Source organism: Massilia sp. HP4, assembly GCF_005222695.1.
Classification (GTDB): domain Bacteria; phylum Pseudomonadota; class Gammaproteobacteria; order Burkholderiales; family Burkholderiaceae_D; genus Telluria.
Genome location: NZ_STGG01000013.1, coordinates 60,661 through 80,758, shown reverse-complemented (window position 1 = coordinate 80,758; position 20,098 = coordinate 60,661). Strand labels below are relative to the sequence as shown.

Annotated in this window: 20 protein-coding genes and 1 pseudogene; 7 read left to right on the top strand and 14 right to left on the bottom strand. The window is 59.6% G+C overall.

Annotated features, from left to right (window positions below; genetic code table 11):
- Positions 1-315 precede the first annotated feature (315 nt).
- From rfbB to rfbC, 4 genes are read left to right on the top strand one after another with little or no spacing between them, the layout of a single operon-like run.
- Entirely contained in the window at positions 316-1,392 is a 1,077-nt protein-coding gene (gene rfbB, locus E8M83_RS08365; RefSeq protein WP_137172908.1) for a dTDP-glucose 4,6-dehydratase, read from the top strand.
- The gene (rfbD, locus tag E8M83_RS08360; RefSeq protein WP_137172907.1) at positions 1,389-2,294 is read left to right on the top strand and encodes a dTDP-4-dehydrorhamnose reductase; all 906 of its coding nucleotides are present in this window, start codon (positions 1,389-1,391) and stop codon (positions 2,292-2,294) included. Before rfbB ends, rfbD begins: the two co-directional genes overlap by 4 nt.
- Positions 2,291-3,184: a glucose-1-phosphate thymidylyltransferase RfbA gene (rfbA, locus tag E8M83_RS08355; RefSeq protein WP_137172906.1), complete on the top strand. Its 894-nt coding sequence runs from the start codon at positions 2,291-2,293 to the stop codon at positions 3,182-3,184. Before rfbD ends, rfbA begins: the two co-directional genes overlap by 4 nt.
- Complete coding sequence (gene rfbC, locus E8M83_RS08350; protein WP_137172905.1) at positions 3,184-3,729, top strand: dTDP-4-dehydrorhamnose 3,5-epimerase; 546 nt, start codon at positions 3,184-3,186, stop codon at positions 3,727-3,729. The genes rfbA and rfbC overlap by 1 nt, the downstream gene beginning before the upstream one ends.
- A gap of 31 nt (positions 3,730-3,760) precedes the next feature.
- Here the strand turns inward: rfbC and E8M83_RS08345 are convergent, their stop codons facing one another.
- From E8M83_RS08345 to flgA, 14 genes and pseudogenes are all read right to left on the bottom strand, one after another.
- Positions 3,761-4,360 (bottom strand): bifunctional 2-polyprenyl-6-hydroxyphenol methylase/3-demethylubiquinol 3-O-methyltransferase UbiG, encoded by a 600-nt coding sequence (locus tag E8M83_RS08345; protein WP_137172904.1) that lies wholly within the window; start codon positions 4,358-4,360, stop codon positions 3,761-3,763.
- Position 4,361: 1 nt separating this feature from the next.
- On the bottom strand, positions 4,362-5,327 hold the full coding sequence (locus E8M83_RS08340) for a hypothetical protein (RefSeq protein ID WP_137172903.1): 966 nt from the start codon (positions 5,325-5,327) through the stop codon (positions 4,362-4,364).
- Positions 5,324-6,232, bottom strand: coding sequence for a hypothetical protein (locus E8M83_RS08335; protein ID WP_170976731.1), 909 nt, complete (start codon positions 6,230-6,232; stop codon positions 5,324-5,326). Before E8M83_RS08335 ends, E8M83_RS08340 begins: the two co-directional genes overlap by 4 nt.
- A gap of 146 nt (positions 6,233-6,378) precedes the next feature.
- Positions 6,379-7,359, bottom strand: a complete 981-nt coding sequence (locus E8M83_RS08330; RefSeq protein WP_137172901.1) for a hypothetical protein — start codon at positions 7,357-7,359, stop codon at positions 6,379-6,381.
- Between the two features lie 113 nt (positions 7,360-7,472).
- Complete coding sequence (locus tag E8M83_RS08325) at positions 7,473-9,827, bottom strand: glycosyltransferase (protein ID WP_137172900.1); 2,355 nt, start codon at positions 9,825-9,827, stop codon at positions 7,473-7,475.
- 15 nt (positions 9,828-9,842) lie between these two features.
- Entirely contained in the window at positions 9,843-11,789 is a 1,947-nt protein-coding gene (locus E8M83_RS08320) for a glycosyltransferase family 2 protein (RefSeq protein ID WP_137172899.1), read from the bottom strand.
- A gap of 98 nt (positions 11,790-11,887) precedes the next feature.
- Complete coding sequence (locus E8M83_RS08315; RefSeq protein ID WP_137172898.1) at positions 11,888-12,925, bottom strand: DUF4214 domain-containing protein; 1,038 nt, start codon at positions 12,923-12,925, stop codon at positions 11,888-11,890.
- A 428-nt stretch (positions 12,926-13,353) separates the two neighbouring features.
- On the bottom strand, positions 13,354-14,718 hold the full coding sequence (locus E8M83_RS08310) for a chloride channel protein (RefSeq protein ID WP_137172897.1): 1,365 nt from the start codon (positions 14,716-14,718) through the stop codon (positions 13,354-13,356).
- Positions 14,719-14,798: 80 nt separating this feature from the next.
- Complete coding sequence (locus tag E8M83_RS08305; RefSeq protein ID WP_137172896.1) at positions 14,799-15,230, bottom strand: hypothetical protein; 432 nt, start codon at positions 15,228-15,230, stop codon at positions 14,799-14,801.
- Positions 15,231-15,365: 135 nt separating this feature from the next.
- Positions 15,366-15,671: a diguanylate cyclase domain-containing protein gene (locus E8M83_RS26245; protein WP_307721852.1), complete on the bottom strand. Its 306-nt coding sequence runs from the start codon at positions 15,669-15,671 to the stop codon at positions 15,366-15,368.
- Between the two features lie 85 nt (positions 15,672-15,756).
- A pseudogene (locus tag E8M83_RS26525) lies at positions 15,757-15,918 on the bottom strand (GGDEF domain-containing protein); the annotation flags it as partial.
- A gap of 787 nt (positions 15,919-16,705) precedes the next feature.
- Complete coding sequence (locus E8M83_RS08295) at positions 16,706-17,176, bottom strand: flagella synthesis protein FlgN (protein ID WP_137172895.1); 471 nt, start codon at positions 17,174-17,176, stop codon at positions 16,706-16,708.
- A 3-nt stretch (positions 17,177-17,179) separates the two neighbouring features.
- The gene (flgM, locus tag E8M83_RS08290) at positions 17,180-17,494 is read right to left on the bottom strand and encodes a flagellar biosynthesis anti-sigma factor FlgM (protein WP_137172894.1); all 315 of its coding nucleotides are present in this window, start codon (positions 17,492-17,494) and stop codon (positions 17,180-17,182) included.
- Positions 17,495-17,624: 130 nt separating this feature from the next.
- On the bottom strand, positions 17,625-18,326 hold the full coding sequence (gene flgA, locus E8M83_RS08285) for a flagellar basal body P-ring formation chaperone FlgA (protein WP_137172893.1): 702 nt from the start codon (positions 18,324-18,326) through the stop codon (positions 17,625-17,627).
- Positions 18,327-18,496: 170 nt separating this feature from the next.
- Here flgA and flgB point away from each other — a divergent pair, with 170 nt between their 5' ends.
- From flgB to E8M83_RS08270, 3 genes are read left to right on the top strand one after another with little or no spacing between them, the layout of a single operon-like run.
- Positions 18,497-18,913, top strand: a complete 417-nt coding sequence (gene flgB, locus E8M83_RS08280) for a flagellar basal body rod protein FlgB (RefSeq protein WP_137172892.1) — start codon at positions 18,497-18,499, stop codon at positions 18,911-18,913.
- 14 nt (positions 18,914-18,927) lie between these two features.
- Positions 18,928-19,329 (top strand): flagellar basal body rod protein FlgC, encoded by a 402-nt coding sequence (flgC, locus tag E8M83_RS08275; RefSeq protein ID WP_137172891.1) that lies wholly within the window; start codon positions 18,928-18,930, stop codon positions 19,327-19,329.
- A gap of 13 nt (positions 19,330-19,342) precedes the next feature.
- Positions 19,343-20,059 (top strand): flagellar hook assembly protein FlgD, encoded by a 717-nt coding sequence (locus E8M83_RS08270; protein ID WP_137172890.1) that lies wholly within the window; start codon positions 19,343-19,345, stop codon positions 20,057-20,059.
- Positions 20,060-20,098 lie beyond the last annotated feature (39 nt).

Here is a 20,098-nt window from a genome sequence, read left to right as displayed (position 1 = left end):
CGAGCATTTTCATGCGCTGACATTTGACGGGGTGGGAATCTGCGCATTTTCATGCACCTGACATTTGCTAGCATGTAGAGTGGACGGCTCGGCCGTCCACGCGGTGATAGTTGACGGTCGATATGCCGGACTCGAAAACGACGCCATTCTCTATGCGACAGCTTGGCGGCCCGATCACTCTGCAAACACCGCGCCCGCGTAGCCGGCACATTGACAATCCGGCCAGATCACGCCGAAAATGGTGCGGTAATCCTCGGGCTCGGGTATGCGCCCTGGCGCTACCGACCATCAATACATCTACCAGGAAACGCAGGAATGACCATCCTCGTGACGGGCGGAGCGGGCTTCATCGGCTCAAACTTCGTCATCGACTGGCTGGCCCACCACGACGAGCCAGTCGTCAATCTCGACAAACTGACCTACGCCGGCAATCTCCAGAATCTAGCCAGCCTGGAAGGCAATCCACGCCACCATTTCGTGCGCGGCGACATCGGCGACGGCGCTCTGGTGGCGCGCCTGCTGGCCGAGCACCAGATCCGTGCGGTACTGAACTTCGCGGCCGAAAGCCACGTCGACCGCTCGATAGAAGGCCCCGGCGCCTTCATCCAGACCAATATCGTCGGCACCTTCAATTTGCTAGAGGCAGTGCAGGCCTACTGGAACGGCCTGGCGCCAGAAGCGCGTGCGGCATTTCGCTTCCTGCATGTGTCGACCGACGAAGTGTACGGTTCGCTGTCGGGCGAGGCGCCGGCGTTTGACGAGCAGCACCGCTACGAGCCGAACAGCCCATATTCTGCCAGCAAGGCGGCATCCGACCATCTGGTCCGCGCCTACCATCACACCTATGGCTTGCCGGTATTGACGACCAATTGCTCGAACAATTACGGCCCCTATCACTTCCCCGAAAAACTGATTCCCCTCGTGATCCACAATGCCTTGGCCGGAAAGCCGCTGCCGATCTATGGCGACGGCCAGCAGATCCGCGACTGGCTGTACGTGACCGACCACTGCAGTGCGATCCGCCGTGTGCTGGCCGAGGGCCGCCTGGGCGAGACGTATAACGTCGGAGGCTGCAACGAGAAGGCCAATATCGACGTGGTGCGCACCTTGTGCGCGATCCTCGACGAGTTGCGCCCGCGCGGCGATGGCGCGCCGTATGCGGCGCAGATGACGTTCGTGAAGGACCGTCCCGGCCATGATCGCCGTTATGCGATTGATGCCGGGAAGCTGGAGCGCGAGCTTGGCTGGCGTCCGCTTGAAACCTTCGAGACCGGCATCCGCAAGACGGTTGCGTGGTACCTGACTAATGGCGAGTGGGTGCACAACGTCACCAGCGGCGCCTACCGCGAGTGGGTCGACAGGCAGTATGGCGATGGACGGGCCGGCGCATGAAGATCCTGTTGCTCGGCAAGGACGGCCAGGTAGGCTGGGAGCTGCAGCGCGCGTTGGCGCTGTTGGGCGAACTGCGCGCCTGTGCCCGCAACGATGCCGACTTCACCGATCCGGAATCGTTGCGTCGACTGGTGCGCATGGAGGCGCCCGACGTCATCGTTAACGCCGCCGCTTACACGGCGGTGGACAAGGCTGAGGGCGATAGAAGCACTGCACATGCAGTCAATGCGGCCGCGCCCGGTGTGCTGGCCGAGGAAGCAGTAGCGTGCGGTGCCTGGCTTGTACATTACTCGACCGATTATGTATTCGACGGATCGAAGGAAGGCGCGTGGGTCGAGACCGACACGGCCAATCCACTGTCGGTGTATGGCCGCAGCAAATACGAGGGCGAAGAGAAGATTCGCGCCAGTGGCGCGCATCACCTGATCCTGCGCACCAGCTGGGTATTTGCTACGCGCGGCGGTAATTTCGCCAGGACGATGCTGCGCCTAGCGAAGGAACGCGACGCCTTGGACGTGGTCGCGGACCAGCATGGCGCGCCAACCGGCGCAGAACTGCTGGCCGATGCAACCGCGCTGGCGCTGCATCGTATCGCGGCGCTAGGAGCGGACGGGCGCGGCTTATCCGGAACCTATCACCTGGCGGCTAGCGGCAGTACCACTTGGCATGCCTACGCCCGGCACGTGTTGGTGCTCGCTCAGCAGCATGGGGCGCTCCTGAAAGCGGAACCGGAAGAGGTGCGGGCGATTGCCTCCAGTGCTTTCCCGACGCCAGCGATGCGGCCGGCGAATTCGCGCCTCGATTGCAGCAAGTTCTGTAAGAATTTCGGCCTGGTACTGCCCGACTGGCGCCATCACGTGGGCCGTTTGATCGCCGAGCTGGCGGCGCAAGGAAACCTATGAGTGAATCCACAAAACGCAAAGGCATCATTCTCGCGGGCGGCAGCGGCACCCGCTTGCATCCGGCCACGCTGGCAATCTCGAAGCAGTTGCTGCCGGTGTTCGACAAACCGATGATTTATTACCCGCTCAGTACGTTGATGCTGGGCGGGATTCGCGACATCCTGATCATTTCGACGCCGCAGGATACGCCGCGTTTCCAGCAATTGTTGGGGGATGGCGCTCGCTGGGGCTTGAACCTGTCGTATGCCGAGCAGGCATCACCGGACGGCCTGGCGCAGGCCTTCCTTATCGGCGAGCGGTTCCTTGGTGATTCGGCTTCTGCCTTGGTTTTGGGGGATAACCTGTTTTACGGGCACAGCCTCAACACTTTGCTCGACAGCGCGGATGCACGGACTGATTGCGCAACTGTCTTCGCGTATCACGTTCAGGATCCAGAACGGTATGGCGTGATCGAATTTGATCGCGAAGGCAAGGCAGTGAGCCTTGAGGAAAAACCGGTGGCGCCACGTTCGAACTACGCGGTTACTGGCCTATATTTCTATGACGAGAACGTGGTGCGGATGGCGCGCACGCTCAAGCCATCCGCGCGCGGAGAGCTCGAAATCACGGACTTGAACCGGCTGTACATGGAGATGGGCAAGCTACATGTCGAGATCATGCGGCGCGGATATGCCTGGCTCGATACTGGTACCCATGAGTCGTTGCTCGATGCGAGCCAGTTTATCGCGACGATTGAACATCGGCAGGGCCTGAAAGTGGCATGTCCGGAAGAGATCGCCTTCCGTAAGGGGTGGATCGATTCCTCCCAACTGGAAATGCTGGCTGACCCCATGAAGAAGAACGGCTACGGTCAATATCTGTTGCGTGTTTTGAAAGAACCGGTATTTTGATGAAAATTACCCGCTTGGCCATTCCTGATGTATTGCGTATTGAACCGCGTGTTTTCGGCGACGAACGCGGATTCTTCTTTGAGAGTTTTCATCAAGCACGATTTGAGGAGGCAGTTGGACGAGAGGTTACTTTCGTGCAGGATAACCACTCTAAATCGGCGCACAACGTACTGCGGGGTCTACATTATCAAATACGCCAGCCGCAAGGCAAACTAGTACGCGTCGTCGCTGGCAGCGTATTTGATGTAGTGGTGGATTTACGTAGGTCGTCCCCGACCTTTGGTCATTGGATAGGCGAGGTTCTGAGTTCAGAAAATAAAGCGCAAATATGGGTGCCGGAAGGCTTTGCTCATGGTTTTATTGTGCTATCGGAATCAGCTGAGTTCGTTTATAAGACGACTGATTATTATGCGCCAGAAAACGAGCGTTGCATAATTTGGAATGACATAACCTTGGCGATCCCTTGGCCAGGGTCCCCGTCCCCTATTGTATCAGTCAAGGACGGAAACGGTTCATCGTTCGAATCAGCTGAGATATTTGATTAAGCTGCAGTTTCCACATCGGAATTCCCAGCTGTTATTTTTTTAATATGTTACTTTCCGAGAATATAAGTTGCCCCGATTTTTTCGTTCCCTTGACAATTGAGACATTGCTCTCTGGCAAGGATAAATTGTGCTTAGCGAAAAAATCTGCATTCTTTATTTTATGCACCCAAAGATAGCAAGCAGCATCATTTTTTAATAAATTTGTAATATTACCGAGGGCGACCCCAAATCTCGGAGCATCAAGGTGCTCAAAAACATTTATTGATACAATAATGTCAAATTTCTTTGTTATATCTTGAATATTTGAAGTAAATAATTTCGGTTGCCGAGGAAACATCTCTACACGTTTTCCTTCTGCATCAGACTCGGTAATGCACTCTGGCACAGGGTCATAGCCGTATACCTCCCCAAAAATCATAGAAAAGAAACGAGCGACCCGCCCAGTGCCACAACCGTAATCCAGGAGGCTCATCCCACGCGCTTTTCCAGCCGATATATCAGAGGCCCGCAGGAATTCCGAAAAGAGGATTCCTGCATGATAAACGTAGCCGTAATCATCATCTGCGAAACGATTGGCAATTGTTTTTCTTGGTGAGCTCCAGTGACCTTCTTTGAAAAAATTCATCGCCATATTACTTTCCTTCGATATAAGGTTTCAGAGCTGCCAAATGCATTTCTGCCAAGCGTCTCTCTGATAGATACTTTTCTGCATATTGATGAGAAAGCGCTGAATGCTTATCAATTGTCTCATGTAAATATCTGCTTGAGAAGAGTTCTGCAGCCTCATCCATATTCGAAACTGACAAGAATGGCGGTGGTGGGGCGCCGATCGCGTCGCAGAACTGAGAGATTGCTGAAATATCAGCACCGGATAAGACAGCACATCCAGCCTTTAACCCCTCTAGTGCACTTTGGTGAAAAAGGCCAGTGTTAATATCGTCGACGACAACACGAACGGAATGCATGAACATCCACACTTCTGTAGGTGTTACGCTATCGCGCCCGAACGCAGTTTTAATATCCTTAAAAGTGAAGCTCTTCCTAGCTGCCAACGCCCGAAGAGTCACTTGGTCTTCCGCGGAGAGCTTACTAGACCATCGATGCTTCGTAACGCGCATGTGTGGAGCAAAGACAACATCTTTTCGCTGTATCTTTACCGGAAATTTAAAATCGGGAACGATGTTAGGTACCGGGATGGCGTTTTCGATAAACCGACAATGCCCCTGCGCAACCCCCAGTATCCCATCAATTTTTTTATGATTTAGTGCGTAATAGTCAAACTGTGGAGGCTCCATAGGAGGTGAGTGAAACTGATACAGAAGCGTGGATTCTTCTCTCTTGCTTCCAGTGATGAGGTCGAGCAATCCCTGATTCACAATGTTATGAATGATAATCGTATCAGCTTTGTGTACAGCCTCCGCAACTATTCCTTCCCATCCTGGAATTGCACCGATCGAACCACATCTCGGAGAAAACGCGTTATTTGGATAATTAGAGCGAATCAGAGCGTAGCATTCAATACCGGTGAGCTGTTCGATCCAATAAGCGATTCGATCGACTGTGCCGGCTACTGGGGTTTCTGCTAATAGTAAAATCATTCGCCATCCTTGTTGATTATGGAAATGCGAATGCCACGCATTAACGCAGTCTTAATCAAGTGCAAATTTGATTCATTCATTGCATCAAGAATATATTTCAAAGCGTTGAGACGTACAAATGTTACACAATTTTGATCATTAATCTGGTTCAAATGAGAAATTTTTATATTCTCTTTTGTGAAAATTAATATATCTGAGCTATTGGTGCGCTCAATGGCTCTTCTTACTCGTTCGCGCATCCAAATCTCAGTACTGCCGGAATGATAGGTGTATAGCAGATTTTGGGAGTCGAAAAAAAGATCGGAATAAGTTACAAACGTAGTGAAAAATCGTAACATCCAAATTGCATCCGTTGTTGCAAATCTGGCGTCGGGCGGCATGAGTGAGTTGGCCACACTGAAAATCCCCGAAAAATCGCGGCCGTTCGTACTTTCGCTAAGGATTGCATGATCCCGATTGCATAGGATGGAGTTCGAGATTTTGTAATCGCGATACGCATTGTCTTCTATAAGGAATATGTGATCTCCTTTGCCGACCGAAAAGCCACCTTTTTGTATTTCGCCAGAACTCAAAAATGAAAATGAAACTCCAGATGAGTAACCTTTGCTGAAATAGTTTGAGTTCCAGTTATGAATCTTCGAGATTGCTCTGTGAAGCCAACTTTCAGGCGTGTAAATCACGACCACTTCACGGCTTCCTCTTTGGTTAAGAAAGGGGGTGATTTGAATTTCAGATGCTGCGCTGATGCTTGACGTGAATGTACAGTAATCCCATACAATATTACCTTCATGGATTAGTGCATAGTCATCTGGAAGGTCATTTAGTTCGTCGCTTAGATTAATCCGAAATCCAACGTTTGCTTCTTTTGGTAAATTTGCAGCCGTATTCACGTCTTGACGGCTCACTGCTCTCACTGCCACCTCGGTGGAATCCCTCTTGTTGAGAAGGCGAAGGTTTGGGAACTCTTGAGTTTTGTGGTCTATAGCCCAGCCGAAGATAGTGGTTCGCGACGCAAAATCAACGATTAATGTGATATTTGATGAGGTAAGCATTATAAGTAATTTAGATTTGATTCTGCGTCGAGAGCTTCAAAGTTAATTCTAAATTTTCTTATCTCTTCCATAGCTCGTCTGGCATTTTTTAATTGTGTGGCGTGCACATATTCTGGCATATGGTTACTTCCATCGATGCGAGCATAAGATTTCGGTGGTGATAATAATACTCCACAAGACTTAATGTTTTCATAATTCAGTGTATAAGAGCAAGCTGTCTGAAGGGCTGTGAAGAAAACAGAGCACCCATGATAGACCTCGCCTAATTCCCGGCTAAAGCCATCTCGACCGAGCGATTTTAAGACGTAAGCGTTGATTTTCTTTTCTCTAATTGGATCAAGATTTACAGTGTCGATCGTGATAAGGTCGCAGCAGGGCGAGGAGTTAATTTCACTGCGTCGTTTCTTCAGGAATCTGCTGTCGGTGACTACTGCTGCATCAATTCTAATTCCATGTTGTTCTACGTGCATCCAGGCATCGTTCAGGGCCCATATGTCTCCATCGAATTTTTTAATCAATTCCATGTGATGGGTTAATGTAGGAGCACTACCCACAATGAGTAGTTCTTTTTTCTTTGAAACGATGTTTCGTAATGTTTCAATCTCAGGTAAAACTAGGTTGCCCTGCGGCGTATTTGTTGTTTTTCGGTGCGGAATTTTTAGCTCGTGGCGCCTCATTCGGGAGGGTGCACCTGCTTCAAAAATTAACACTGATTCGATGCTTTGAGAAACTGGATAGCTAATCTCAAAGCCAAATACCTCTAGCTTCGATGTTAACTTTAGGCTTTCGCTAACATCGGGACGTAGATGTGTACTCACTCGCGGCTGTGCGTTTGTCTTCGTGAGTGATATTTTTATCTCGCCGGCTTTCCAGCCGGTAATTTTCACATCGTCGGTGATATATATGGACTCGATCATGAAGGCCGTAGATATTTCTCCGGATTCGGTGTAATCAACGATTGGTTTAAAAGCCAAATTCACGATATGTTCTCTAGAAATTTTTTATGTAAAAGATGCGAACTGATCAGTTTGAGCGAAGTCAGGATATGAAGAGACATACGCATGCCAATCTCTGATTGGCATGCGGAACGAGCTCAAGTATTTTTAAATTGTTTTTTGGGAAGATTTCCGTTGCGGGGAAGTCTGGTGCGAGGCGGTAAAGCAAAACCGTTGAATGAATGGGAGTTGGGATCCAAATTTAAACTGGGGTGATAAGCTGGATCATGTGTTAATATTGAATCCCAGCGATCGCGTAATTTTTCAACCTCGCGTAAAGCCCGAGCACGTTTTTGAGCAGTGTCTTCCAGGCCTCGGCTAGCGGATTCTGCATGCAATAATTTTGCACTCGGGGTCCAAACAACCGCTTTGCCCGCAGCGCGTATTTTCAAACATAGATCGACGTCGTTGAAAGCGACAGGAAACTCAGCAGAATTCATCCCGCCGATGTCGAAAAAGTCTTGCCGGCGTAGGAAGAGGCATGCGGCCGTACAACCGCTTACCTGCTGTGCCAGTTGATTCCGTCCATGATTGCCCCAATCTCCGTCGGCCAATCGGTTTCCGAAATGCCCAGCTACATTCCCCACGCCTAAGAGCACTCCACCATGTTGCACCATGCCATTCGGCCAGAGCAATTTCGCACCGACTGCTCCTACTTCTGGCCGGAGTAACTGCGCCACGATTTCTTCCAGCCATCCTTCATGCAGTGCTTCGATGTCGTTATTGACTAAGCCGACAATCTCGCCGCTCGCCTGCGCAATCGCTCGGTTGTTCAAATCCGCATAGTTAAACGGCCCTGGCATCGGCAATACACGCACACCTTGCCGCGCGATTTCGGCAAAGTACGCGTGGGTCGCTTCATCCACCGAACCGTTGTCGATCACGATAATCTCGAGTTTCGACCATGCGGTGAACTGCTGGATCGTGCTGATGCAACGCTGCAGCAAATCGACCCGATCACGGGTTGGAATTACCAGGCTGACGGTCGTCTCGCGCAAACTCTCCGGCAGCGGATAGCGCACGCGGCGAGCAGCATGCGTCACGCCCGCCGGCAGCTTGTCCAGCTCTTCGATATGCGCCTGCGGTTCCACAGCAGACAAGGCGCGCGATACTGCGGCAAAACGCGCAACGCGCTCATCTGCGCTCAGTGGCGACAGCATCCGGTACAACACACGCGGCACATGGATCACGCTGGTCGCTCCCTGTGACCACACTGAGGCCAGCGCGGCCCATGCGAAATCGGCAGGCGTGTGCACTTCTTGCAAACCCTGCGCCACGTTGCGGCGAACCAGCAGCAATTCGAGTGGATAGTCGCTGGCCAGTGCATAGTCGGGATTCCACGCAGGCTTGAACCACGGCGTGTCCTCGTTTTCGCTGTCGGTATACACCACCTGCGCCTGCGGCAGCGCGAAACCTTCCAACGCCCAAGCCAATGCATGCGGCGCCAGCGTGTCCCCAGCGCGCACACAGCAAACCACGTCGCAGTTTGATTCCAGCGCCTTTGCCAACAGGGCAGCGAACGGCTGCCCGGAGAACGCCCGCACGGTCATGCCTTGCTGCGATTCCAGGCTGGCAAGCGTACGCTCCAGCGCAGCCACATCCGAATCACCCGTCACAATCACAGCGGTGGTCAGTGCAGGCAGCACGGCCGGCCCTTCGCTATCGAAATGCGCCTGCCATTCCGGCCAGGCCGACATCGGCAAACTACGCGGCAAATGCCGCTGATAGATATCTGCTACCTTTACCAGCAGCTCGTCCGCATCCTCCGGCAACAACCCAGCCAGGCCATCCATCGCGCAGCAAATCGTCAACGGACTCCCATTCAACGGCCGTCCTTCATCATCCACCACGCGCACGCTATGCACCGCGCCATCCGCCAGCGACGCCGGCAAGGCCAGGTCAAAGCCATGCGCACCATCCACATACCCGCGCATCGACGGATGGATGATATTGGCGGCGGCCTGCGCCACCATCTCATTGCCGACAAAGGCACGTACCGTCACGGTCCGTTTCGCATCTGCAGGATCGAGCGCCCAGCCATGCAGGCGCAGGCCGCCGTCGCCAATGACGGTATTGATGGCCGCCGCGGGCGGCGACCTCGGCTCATCCAGCCGGAAGCTGCCGGCCAGCGTGATCCCGGTGTTGGCCACGCGCGCCGATATCACGCCCCCCGATGAAGAGGGAAGCGCGCCGAGATCGGCGACAAAGCCGTGGCACACGTCTGGCGCCCCAAGCCTCTCCAGCTCGGTCGCCAGGTCGGACCGCGCCACATCGGCCAGGATGCAGGCGAATGGCATGTCGTCGCGGCAAATCTCCACGATGACGCGCGCGTCGGGATGCGTGCGATCGAGCGCCCAACCGTACACCAGCTGTTTATGGATGCCATCGACGGCGCCATGCCAACGCGCGGCGCCGACAGTCGCCTCATCAAGAATTTCGGATTCGTTTTTCATTCAGCAGAGCAGGTATCAGGCGGCCTTGCCGCCTGCGTTGCGGGTAAGCCAGTCATTCAGCCAGTGAGCAGCATCAAAAGCAGGGTCGAGCAGTACAGGGCGCAGCTTGGATGGCAGGCCGGCCGGATCATCAGTCAGTACGGTGCGGCAGCCAGCGACCTGCAGCAGGCGCGCATCGTCCAGCAGCGGCAGCGCGTCGCCGTCGAGTTGCGGCACGTGGTCGACCACGCCAGTGTGCAGCAGCGCGTCGCTCGCGCCGCCAATGACCAGCAGCCGCAACCGCAGCTGCGGACGGCTGGCCAGCATGCGCGCCAGCGAAAGCACTTGTTGCGCCGCCGGGGACAGCGGATCATGCCGCCAGACGGCAATGCGCTGCGATGCCGATGGCAACGCCGGCAAGGTCGCCGGCAAGGGTTTTTTCGCCACGGTCTGCGGCAGGGCGGCGGTATGCTGCGCCGCATCGGCCTTGCGCAGCCAGCCGGCCGCTTTCGACTTGTCCAGCGCATCGCGCAAAGACGCGCGCGCGCCGGCCAGCGGATCGCTGCGCTGGAACGCGGTAAATTCGGCGTAATAGTCGGGATAGCGCGCCACCACCACGCCGCGATTCTGTGCGACGCGCAGGGTCTTTTCGGCGCGGAACGACACCGTGCCCTCGTGGGCAACGAACACGCCGGTCGCTTGCAGGTGCCGCCAGCCAGCCGCGCGGGCGCGCATGCACCAGTCGACTTCCTCGCCGTAGCCGCGGATCAGTGTCGTACCGTCGAGCATGCCGATGGCGTCGAGTACCGTGCGCCGGATCAGCATCGTGAAGCCGCAGCACGACGGCAGTTCGATGTCGGCGCCCCCCGGCGCGGCGCGCACTTCGGCGGCGACCTGGTCGAGCAGCGCGAGCTCGCGCGTGTCCGGGGCAGGCGCGGCCTGGCTCATCACCGGGAAACTGCTGATCTCGCCGTTATTGGTCCACGGCGTCACCGAGGCGATATCGGGCGTCGCATACAGCGCGCGCGCCAGGCGGTCGATCCAGTCGCCGTGCACCTCGGTGTCGGCGTTGAGCAGCAGCACGTCGTGGTCCGCGAACATGCGCATGCCGCGGTTGACCGTCTCGATGAAGCCGAGATTGCAGGCATTGCGCAGCAGCGTGATGGCGCCGGCAGCGGCCTCTTTGTCGAGCCAGGCCGACAGGGCGGGCTCGGGGCTGCAGTCGTCCACCACCACGATCCGGGCCGGGGTGCGGTTGAGCGGCAGGCTGGCCTTCACGCTCTCGATGCAGGCGCGCACCAGCGCCAGCTCGCGGTAGACAGGGATCACGACCGATACCGGCCGGATGTCGGTATCGGCGGCGTTCGTCGCGGCCGGCTCCGCGCCGGCGCGGATGGTTGGCGTCTCGTGGAACGCCAGCGGAGAGCCGGGCAGCAGTTGCCGGCGTCCGTCGGGTTGCAGCAGCGTGATCGACCACACGGCGCCGGGGCGTGGCGGCGTCAAGCGTACACGGCTGCCGTCGCCGGGCAGCTCGAACTGGTATTGGGTGGTCTCGTCAGACAGCAGCAGGGTGGCGCGTGGCGCCGTGCTGCCGGCGGTGCCGAGGAAGACCATCGCTTCGATCGCCTCGCCGTTCTTCCAGCAGGCGCCGGTGTGCGCGACGCCGGCCGCGCGCAGGATGGGCAGCAGGCTCTCATGGCGCCCGGCGCGGCAGCGCGCGGGCAGGAAGGCCGGGCCCAGGCTGGCGACGTCGGCGCGGCCGCCGTCCTTCAGCCAGGCCTGCAGCATGACGTCCTGCAGCAGCGGATTCTCGGCTTCGCTCAGCCATGCGGCGTGCCAGGCGCGGGCGGCCATGAAGGGATAGGCCGTGTGCAGGATCTTGGCGCGCAGGATGGCAGGAATGCGGTTCATGGGCAAGCGGCGGCATACGTACTCGGCGGCCAGCAGGGCGTCGGCGTGCTGGCCTGCCGCGAACAGTTCCACGGCTCGCGTCAGGAGTGCGTCGTCCCGCAAGCGGGGCGCGCACGTAGAGAGGAAAAAGGGGGCAGGGCCCCCTTTTGGGTGTTGCATGTTGCTACAGCTTACGCGGTCGGATCGAGGATCGTGACCGAACCGACGACGTCCACCTCGGTGCCGTCGACCGACGCTTGGGCGAAGGCGACCAGCACGTCGGCGCGCGACACGCCGCCGTCCAGCTGGGTGTTCCAGAAGGTGACGCCACTCGTATCGGCGTCGCGCTCCAGCAGGTTCTCGTACAGCGCATCGATGAACTGCTCGTTGGTCTGCGTATCACCGGTGTACTCGGCCGAGTCCAGGAAGGCCTGGGCAATACGCTGCATCGAAATGCCTTCCTCGACGCGGTCGTACCAGAATTCCAGGCCGCTGTAGTCGGCGTTACGACCAAGCACCGCGTGGTACAGGTTCGCCACGGCAGCTTCATCTTCGGTGTCCGCGAACACCAGCGCATCGCCGTCGTCCAGCGTCACCAGGTTCACATCGTTCAGCTCGACCGACACACCGGTTGCGCTGTTTTCGATGCTCGCAACGCCATCGGTCACGGTGACGGTGAAGTCGCCTTCTGCGCCGGTTGCCTGGACCACGGTGTTGCCACCGCCGTTGACGGTGCTGCTGCCCTGGGCTGCGATCACGATCGTGTGGCCGGTGCCTGCATTGACCACATCGCCGTCGCCAGCGACGACCTGGGTGTTCTTGCCATCGACGATGGTGATGGTGTCGGCGCCTGCGGTGCCAACGACAACACGCTCGATCTCGTCGCCTGGAATGACCGCCGCCGACGAGTTACCGCTCGCGCTCGACGCTGGAGCGTTACCGATGCTGGCATTGACGCCGCCAGCGCCCTGGAAGAAGACGGCCGGGATGTCGGCGGTCACCGAGACATTGGTGCGCTCGGTAGCCGAGGTCTCGACGAATACGATATCGACGCCGTTGGATTCGCTGATGATGGTGTTGTTTGCAGCTTGAACGTTGTTGGCAACGATCGTGTTGTTGTCCGGCGTGGAGATCAGTTCAAGGATGCTGCTGATCGTATCATCGCTGAAGAATTGTGCCGAGGTAGCTTTCAGCTGATTGCTGATCGCGGTGGCGTTGGTATCGTACATGTACTACTCCTAAAAAGGATCAAAATTTCCCGGCATGACCGGACGCTCCAGGTGCACAAGCATTGCCTGGGACCTTGCTTGCGCACCTTATCGTGGCCCGTCGTGACTAGGGGGCGGTTCCCGAGGCAATAATGCAAACGGGAAATTCGATACAAATCGAAGAGTTCGGCACGAGCTTCGCCGTCTTTGCTACGAGCCAGGTTGAAAGCGCTATCAAGGCCTGCAATCTTGACCCCACCGATTCACGGAGTTTCCATGATGCAGTGCGCAATCGTTCGGATTCTACATGGCTCATTCTTCAACAAAACTCTCCGATTGTTTCATGGACATAAAATGTATTCAATTGTGCGACATGTATTTACGCGCAAATGCCACATAATTATGAACAGAAACGTGCATGATACCAATAATGTTTCTTTTGTGAAACATCATTTGAGAGATTGTTGTTGTCCGTGAGTTACCAAGTCGGTAGCAGGCTGGCGCGGCGGCAATTGTATCGCCGCCAGCGCCCCATACAACGGCGGCCCCAGCACGCGCGACACCGTACTGGCCACCACCGCGCACGCCATCAGGCTCAGCACCATGCCATGCCCGTCGACCATTTCCATCACGATAATGAAAGCCGTCAGCGGCGCCTGGGTCGCGGCCGCGAGGAAGCCCACCATCCCCAGCGCGATCAGCGCCGGCGCATGCGGATAGCCGGTCAGCAGGGCGATGTCGTGGCCCAGGGCGGCGCCGATCGACAGCGATGGCGCGAAGATCCCGGCCGGCACGCCCGACCAGGCGGTCAGCCAGGTCGCCACGAACTTGAACAGCGCGAAGGCGACCGGCACGCTGGCCTCGTTTTCCAGCAGGGCGCGCGTAGCTTCGTTGCCGCTGCCATAGGTGGCGCCGCCACTGGCGATGCCGACGATGGCGACCGCCAGGCCGCAGCCGAGCGCAAAGCGCACCGGGTAGCGCGCGCGCCAGCGGCTGGGCAGGTCGGGCGAGACGCCGCGCAGGCTGGCCAGCAGCACCCGCGCGAACAGGCCGCCGGCGAAGCCGCAGGCCACGGCCGCCAGCAGCCCCGGCCACAGCAGCGACAGGCCGATCGGACCCGGATGGATCACGCCGAAGTGCGGGCCGTTGCCGTGGACCGAGACCGCGATCAGGCCGGCCAGCACGATGCCGGCCACGATCAGGCCGCTGTTGCGCTGCTCGGGCGTGCGCGACAATTCTTCGATCGCGAACATGATGCCCGCCAGCGGGGTGTTGAAGGCGGCCGCGATGCCGGCGGCGCCGCCGGCCACCAGTAATGCGTGGGCGCTGATGCCGCTGCGGCGCGGCAGCCAGCGCCGGGCCGACAGCATCACACCGGCCGCGATCTGGACCGACGGGCCTTCGCGGCCGAGCGACAGGCCGCCCAGCAGCCCAGCCGAGGTCAGGCCGATCTTTGCCAGGCTCAGCTTGAGCGAGACGAGCAGGGGGCGGCGCCCGCCCGACAGCGCCGGATCGAGCGCCGCCATCACTTGCGGGATGCCCGAGCCGCCGGCGCCGCGCGCATAACGGCGGGTTACCCAGACGATGGCGGCGCAGCACAGCGGTGTCCAGATGAGCGGCGCCCACCAGGCCAGTGTGTTCAGTTGCTGGAATTGCCCGAAGGCGGATTCGGCGAGCCAGGTGAAGGCCACCACCACCAGGCCGGCGATGGCGGCCATGCTGACCACGACGATCCGGGTGCGCCAGAGATGAGGGGATGCGAACTCGCGCTGGAAGGCGGAGCGGACGTCGTGCGAAGAGGGTTCGGGCGGCATGATGGCCGATCAGGTGTCGAGGCCATCATTATATACATTTGTACGAATGTATTGCTGCCCGCAGCCGTGCTGGGGCGATGCTAGCGCGGCCCGTCTCCCGGCGTACCCGAACTCTCGGCGCCGTCGGCCAGCCGCTCGCTGATCTTCTCGTTGCTGGCGCGTCCCACATAATCCTGGGCCGCCCGGTCCAGGTGGGTGCCAGGCGAGCCGCCGGTGGCCGCGCCGCCGATGGCCGACTGGCCATCCTGGCCGGCCTCCGCCTTGCCCAGCACGCCGCCCGCGACCGGTCCGGAAGCATTGCCATGGCTGCTCTGGGCCGCGCCCGCCGGGCCGACATTGCTTTCCGGCGAAGCCTTGGCAAAGTTGCTCTGGATACCGGACTGGCTGTTGCCGGCGCCGATGCTCGAATCGCCGGCGTCGTCGTCGGCCACGAAGCCGGCGTAGGAATCGACGCGGCCCTGGCGCAGGCCGGTGTCGCGCTGTTGTTCGTCCTTCGGTTTCTTGTCGTCCATGATGATCTCCCTGTGTCGGTGACAGAATGATCATGTGGCGCTGCGCAGCGCCGTTCCAATCGGAGCAAAGGCCGTGACTGCGTAGGATTTCTCGCGCACAGGTGGCGCGCAGAGGCCGGACTGGCCGGCCTGGCGTCAGCCGGCCTGGCGCGCGCGCGCCGGCTGCAGCTGCGGCGCCAGCGCGATCACCTTGTCGCGGCCGGCCGACTTGGCCGCGTACAGCGCGGCGTCGGCGCGCGCCAGCGTGGCCTTGAACGGCTCGTCGACCTGGGTCGCGGTCACGCCGATGCTCAGGGTGAGGGGGGAATGCCCGCCGTTGCCTTGCAGGTTGGCAGCCAGGACGCGCAGCTCGGCCTGCAGCTTTTCGCCGACCGTGCAGGCCTGGGCCAGCGAGGTTTCGGGCAGCAGCACCGCGAACTCGTCGCCGCCCAGGCGCGCCATGCAGTCGGCCGCGCGCAGCGAGGCGCACCAGTTGCAGGGCGACGTCGCCTGCCTCGTGGCCGCCGCTGTCGTTGATCTGCTTGAAATGGTCGAGGTCGATCAGCATCAGGGCCAGCGGCTGGCCGTTGCGCCGGCTGCGCGCCAGTTCGCGTTCGGCGAGCTCGAAGAAGGCCTTGCGCGACCAGGCGCCGGTCAGGTGGTCGTGGTTGGCGATGTACTCGGCCTGGTGCACGATGTAGCGGTGCATGGTGAGCAGGCCGCCCAGGGCCAGGGCCGGCAGCGCCAGCGCGGCGGCGGTCAGGATCGCCAGGCTGGCGCTGCTCGGCTGCAGCAGCGAGCCGGGTGGCTCGGCCGCCAGCAGCAGCCAGGCCATGCGCACCGCGTGACCCGTCACGACCAGGCCGCACATGAGCAGCACGAAGCGCTGCACCTTGTTCGGCGCCGGCCGGTCCTGCTGCGCCGGCGCACCGGCCTGCGGCCGTGCCGGCCCGGGGCCGCGGGCCAGCACGCTGCGCGCGATGTCGATGCAGACGGCGGCCTGGAACAGCGAGGCCACGGCGCTGCGCGCCAGGAAGGAATCGACACGGTAATGGAAGAAGGCGATCGCCAGGCCCGCCGCGCCGACCAGCAGCGCCAGCGGCTTCAGACGGGGCGGCAGGCCGGCCAGCTGGCGGTAGCCGGCCGCCAGCGCCGCGCCGGCGCCGGCATAGGCCATGTTCGCCACTTCATAGGCCAATAGTGGCGGCAGCTCGCGCCCGAAGGCATACAGCAGGTTGCCCACCAGGCCCAGCAGGGCCGAGGCCAGCATGGCGCGCATGCCCCGCAGATTCCCGGATCCCGCCGCCAGCAGGGCCAGGAAGACGAGGAAGCAGAGCAGCGAGGCGATCAGGAAAATCTGCTGGGTGGCGAGCATGTGGACAGGCCTGTGCGCGGCGGCACAATAGGTAAGACAACCGGGGTGGTCCGGTATTATGCCCCGTTATATTGCTATGCGGAATGCTTATTATTCGATGGCGTTTGCCATCGGAGGTGGCTTATCCCACCACGTACCGCTTCGACGCCCCCAGCCCCACGGTCTGGCCGCTGGCGCCATAGATCGCGCCGGTCGGCGCGTTGGTCGGAGTGCGCAGGGCGTTGAGCACGCCCTGGTTGTGCGCCAGTTGCTTGCTGATCAGCATGCCGTTGACGCGATTGAGTTCTTTTGCTTCGCGGGCCGCATGCAGCATGCGTTCCCAGAGTGCGCGGCCTGCGTCGTCCTTGCTGGCGCTCAGCCACGGTTCCATGCCCGCTTCCGATCCTTCGCATCCGGCTGCCTGGAGCGCCGCGTGGCGCTGCTGCGACAGGTTCGACAGGCTGGCCAGCAGGGCGTTCTTTTGCGTGGTCAGGCTGGACAGCTCGTCGGCGTCGAGCGTGACCAGCGATTGCTGTTCCTGTTTCATCAACGCCACGAGGGCGTCGAGGTGCTGGTGTTCGGCGGCGATGGTCTGGGTCGGGCTGGGAGTCATGGTTTAGCGTTGTCTCGAATGGAGCAAGTCGCGTACGGTTTCTAGCAAGCCGTCCGCCACTTTCTCGGAGTTGACTTGGAACTGGCCATCGGCGATGGCCATCTTGATGCGTTCGACTTTCTTCGCGTCGAACACCTGCGCACCGCCGCCCACCGCATTGGCCATGGCCTGGCCCTGCGAGGACAGCCGTACGCTGTCGGTCTGCGCCTGGGTCGCCGGCGCCGTCGTTGCTGCCTTGTCGGCGCCACGCGCGGTGTTGGCCGGCGTGGTCGCGGGTTGAAGGCCTGGGTTGCCCTTGAGCGTATCGTTGATTTTCACAGCGTCATCCTTCTCGGTTCGAAGCTACAAGCTCCGGTATCTGCTTGATGTAACGGCTGCGCCTTTACAAACTTTAGCGATCGAACACGAAATCGGTGCGACAAAATCGACAATTACTTCAGGGCATTATTCATAGTACGATTTCGACCATCCCGCCGTTGCGCGCCAGGCCGCTGACAACGGTGCCGGACTGGGTCCGTACCTGCACCACCTGGCCGTCGCTGGCATTGTTGATCGCCTTGGCCTCGCTCGATACCGAGAAATTCGATCCGCGCGATACCAGCCTTACCGCCTGGCCCTGCTTGATCACCTGCTGGCTGCGCAGCGTATCCGTACGCAGTGCGGTACCGGCCGGCAGCGAAACAGTCGGGGTACGGCCGATCGCCTGCGCCATATCGGTGATGATGCCGTTTGGCATGGCGGCGATATCGGCCTTCACCAGCACCAGCTGGCCCTGGTCGACCGGCTGGCCCTGGGCCAGCGGCACCGCCGCGGCCACGTAATCGGCGACCACGCTCACTTGCGCCTGCAAATAGAGCGACCAGGCCGGCGCATTGCAGCGCACGCCGACCGTGGTCTTGCCCCAGGGGCGGGCGCCTGGCTGCAGGAAGGCTTCCGGCGCCGGGCAGGCGGGCAGGCTCAGGCGTGGATCGACGCCGCCGACCTTCACGGTCACCTGGCCCGGCAGGCCGGCGCTCTGTGTCTTGAGGAATTGCTCGGCGACCGAGCGCACGGCTTCCGGCTTCTGGCGCTGGGCGGTGGGCGCCTGTTGCGCCTGCGCGCCGCCGATCGCCAGGGCGAGCAGCGCAAAAGCGGCAAATTGCTGTTTCATACCGTGAAACTCCAGTGGTGGGGGATTCGGGAATGCTGCCATCTTAGGTTGAATGATTCCGTAGCGAAACATTGAATAGCGGGGGATTTCCACCTCCTTATCCGTCGATTGGCTTGTGGGGAGGGACCGTATGATCGCTTCTGTCCCAACAAGCCCATCCCGGAGGCAGCATGATCGGCAATCTCGACAACTACCTGCGCTTCAATGAAACCGCACTGTCCCTGCGCTCGCAGCGCCAGGAGCTGCTGGCATCCAATATTGCCAATGCCGACACGCCCAACTACAAGGCGCGCGACATCGATTTCGCCAGCGCCCTGCAGAACGCGATGGCGGGCGGCAAGAACGGCGGCGCCATGAACACCACCAATAACAACCATATGGCGCGCGGCGCCGCGACCGGCGACACCCTCGCCAACGGCACGCCGGTGCAATACCGCGGCGTGGTGCAGGGCAGCGTCGACGGCAATACGGTCGACATGGACGTCGAACGCAACCAGTTCGCCGACAACGCGCTGCGCTACGAGGCCGGGGTCATGATGATCAACAGCCAGCTCAAGGGCCTGATGACGGCGCTGCAGAGCCAATAAGGGACTGATCGATCATGTCGCTATTTAATATCTTCAATGTGTCGGGCTCGGCGATGAGCGCCCAGGCCCAGCGCCTGAACACCACCGCCAGCAACCTGGCCAATGCCGACAGCGCCACCTCGCCGAATGGCGAGGCGTATCGCGCCAAGGCGGTCGTGTTCGAGGCGACGCCGACCGCCTCGGGCGCCACCGGCGTGCGGGTGCGCGAAGTGGTCGAAGACCCGTCGCCGCTCAAGCAGGTCTACGATCCCAAGCATCCGATGGCTGACGACAAGGGCTATGTATCGATGCCCAACGTGAACGTGGTCGACGAGATGGTGAACATGCTGTCGGCCTCGCGCTCTTACCAGACCAATGTCGAAACCATGAACGCAGCCAAGACCATGCTGCTCAAGACCTTGACCATCGGACAATAATTTTCTACTCACTATGACTAGCCCGATCAGCCCCCAGAGCGCAGCCAACAATATCTCCGACCTGCAGGCGGCGATGAACGCCAAGCCGAAGCCCGAGACCGACAGCGTCCAGGCCGACACCGACAAGTTCATGACCCTGCTCGTGACCCAGTTGCAGAACCAGGATCCATTGAACCCGATGGACAATGCGCAGATGACCAGCCAGCTGGCCCAGCTGCAGACCGTGACCGGCGTGAACAAGCTGAACACGACCCTGGAGTCGCTCAAGGCCAGCTACCAGTCGACCGAGTCGCTGCAGGCGACGCAACTGATCGGCGCCGGCGTGCTGGTCGAGGGCGAAAACATCCTGCTGCACAAAAGCCAGGCGATCCTGGGCCTGGAACTGGAAACCCCGGCCGACAAGGTCCAGATCACCATCGTCGACGCCAAGACCGGCAAGGACGTCGCCTCGATCGAACTGGGCGAGCAGGAGGCCGGCATCCTGCCGATCGCCTGGGACGGCGTGCCCGACCCGAGCAAGGTCGACGCCGACGGCAAGCCGATCGCGCTGCCCGACGGCGCCTATACCTTCCGCGTGGAGGCGTCGCGCGGCGGCGAGAAGCTCAAGGACATCAAGACCCTGTCCTTCGACAGCGTCGCCAGCGTCACCACCGGCGGCAAGGATGGCGTCAAACTCAATCTTCCTGGCAAGGGCGCTGTGACCCTCGCCGACATCAAGCAAGTCATGTAAGCCGGGCCGCTTACACCCTTTACTTATTCAGGAGTATTA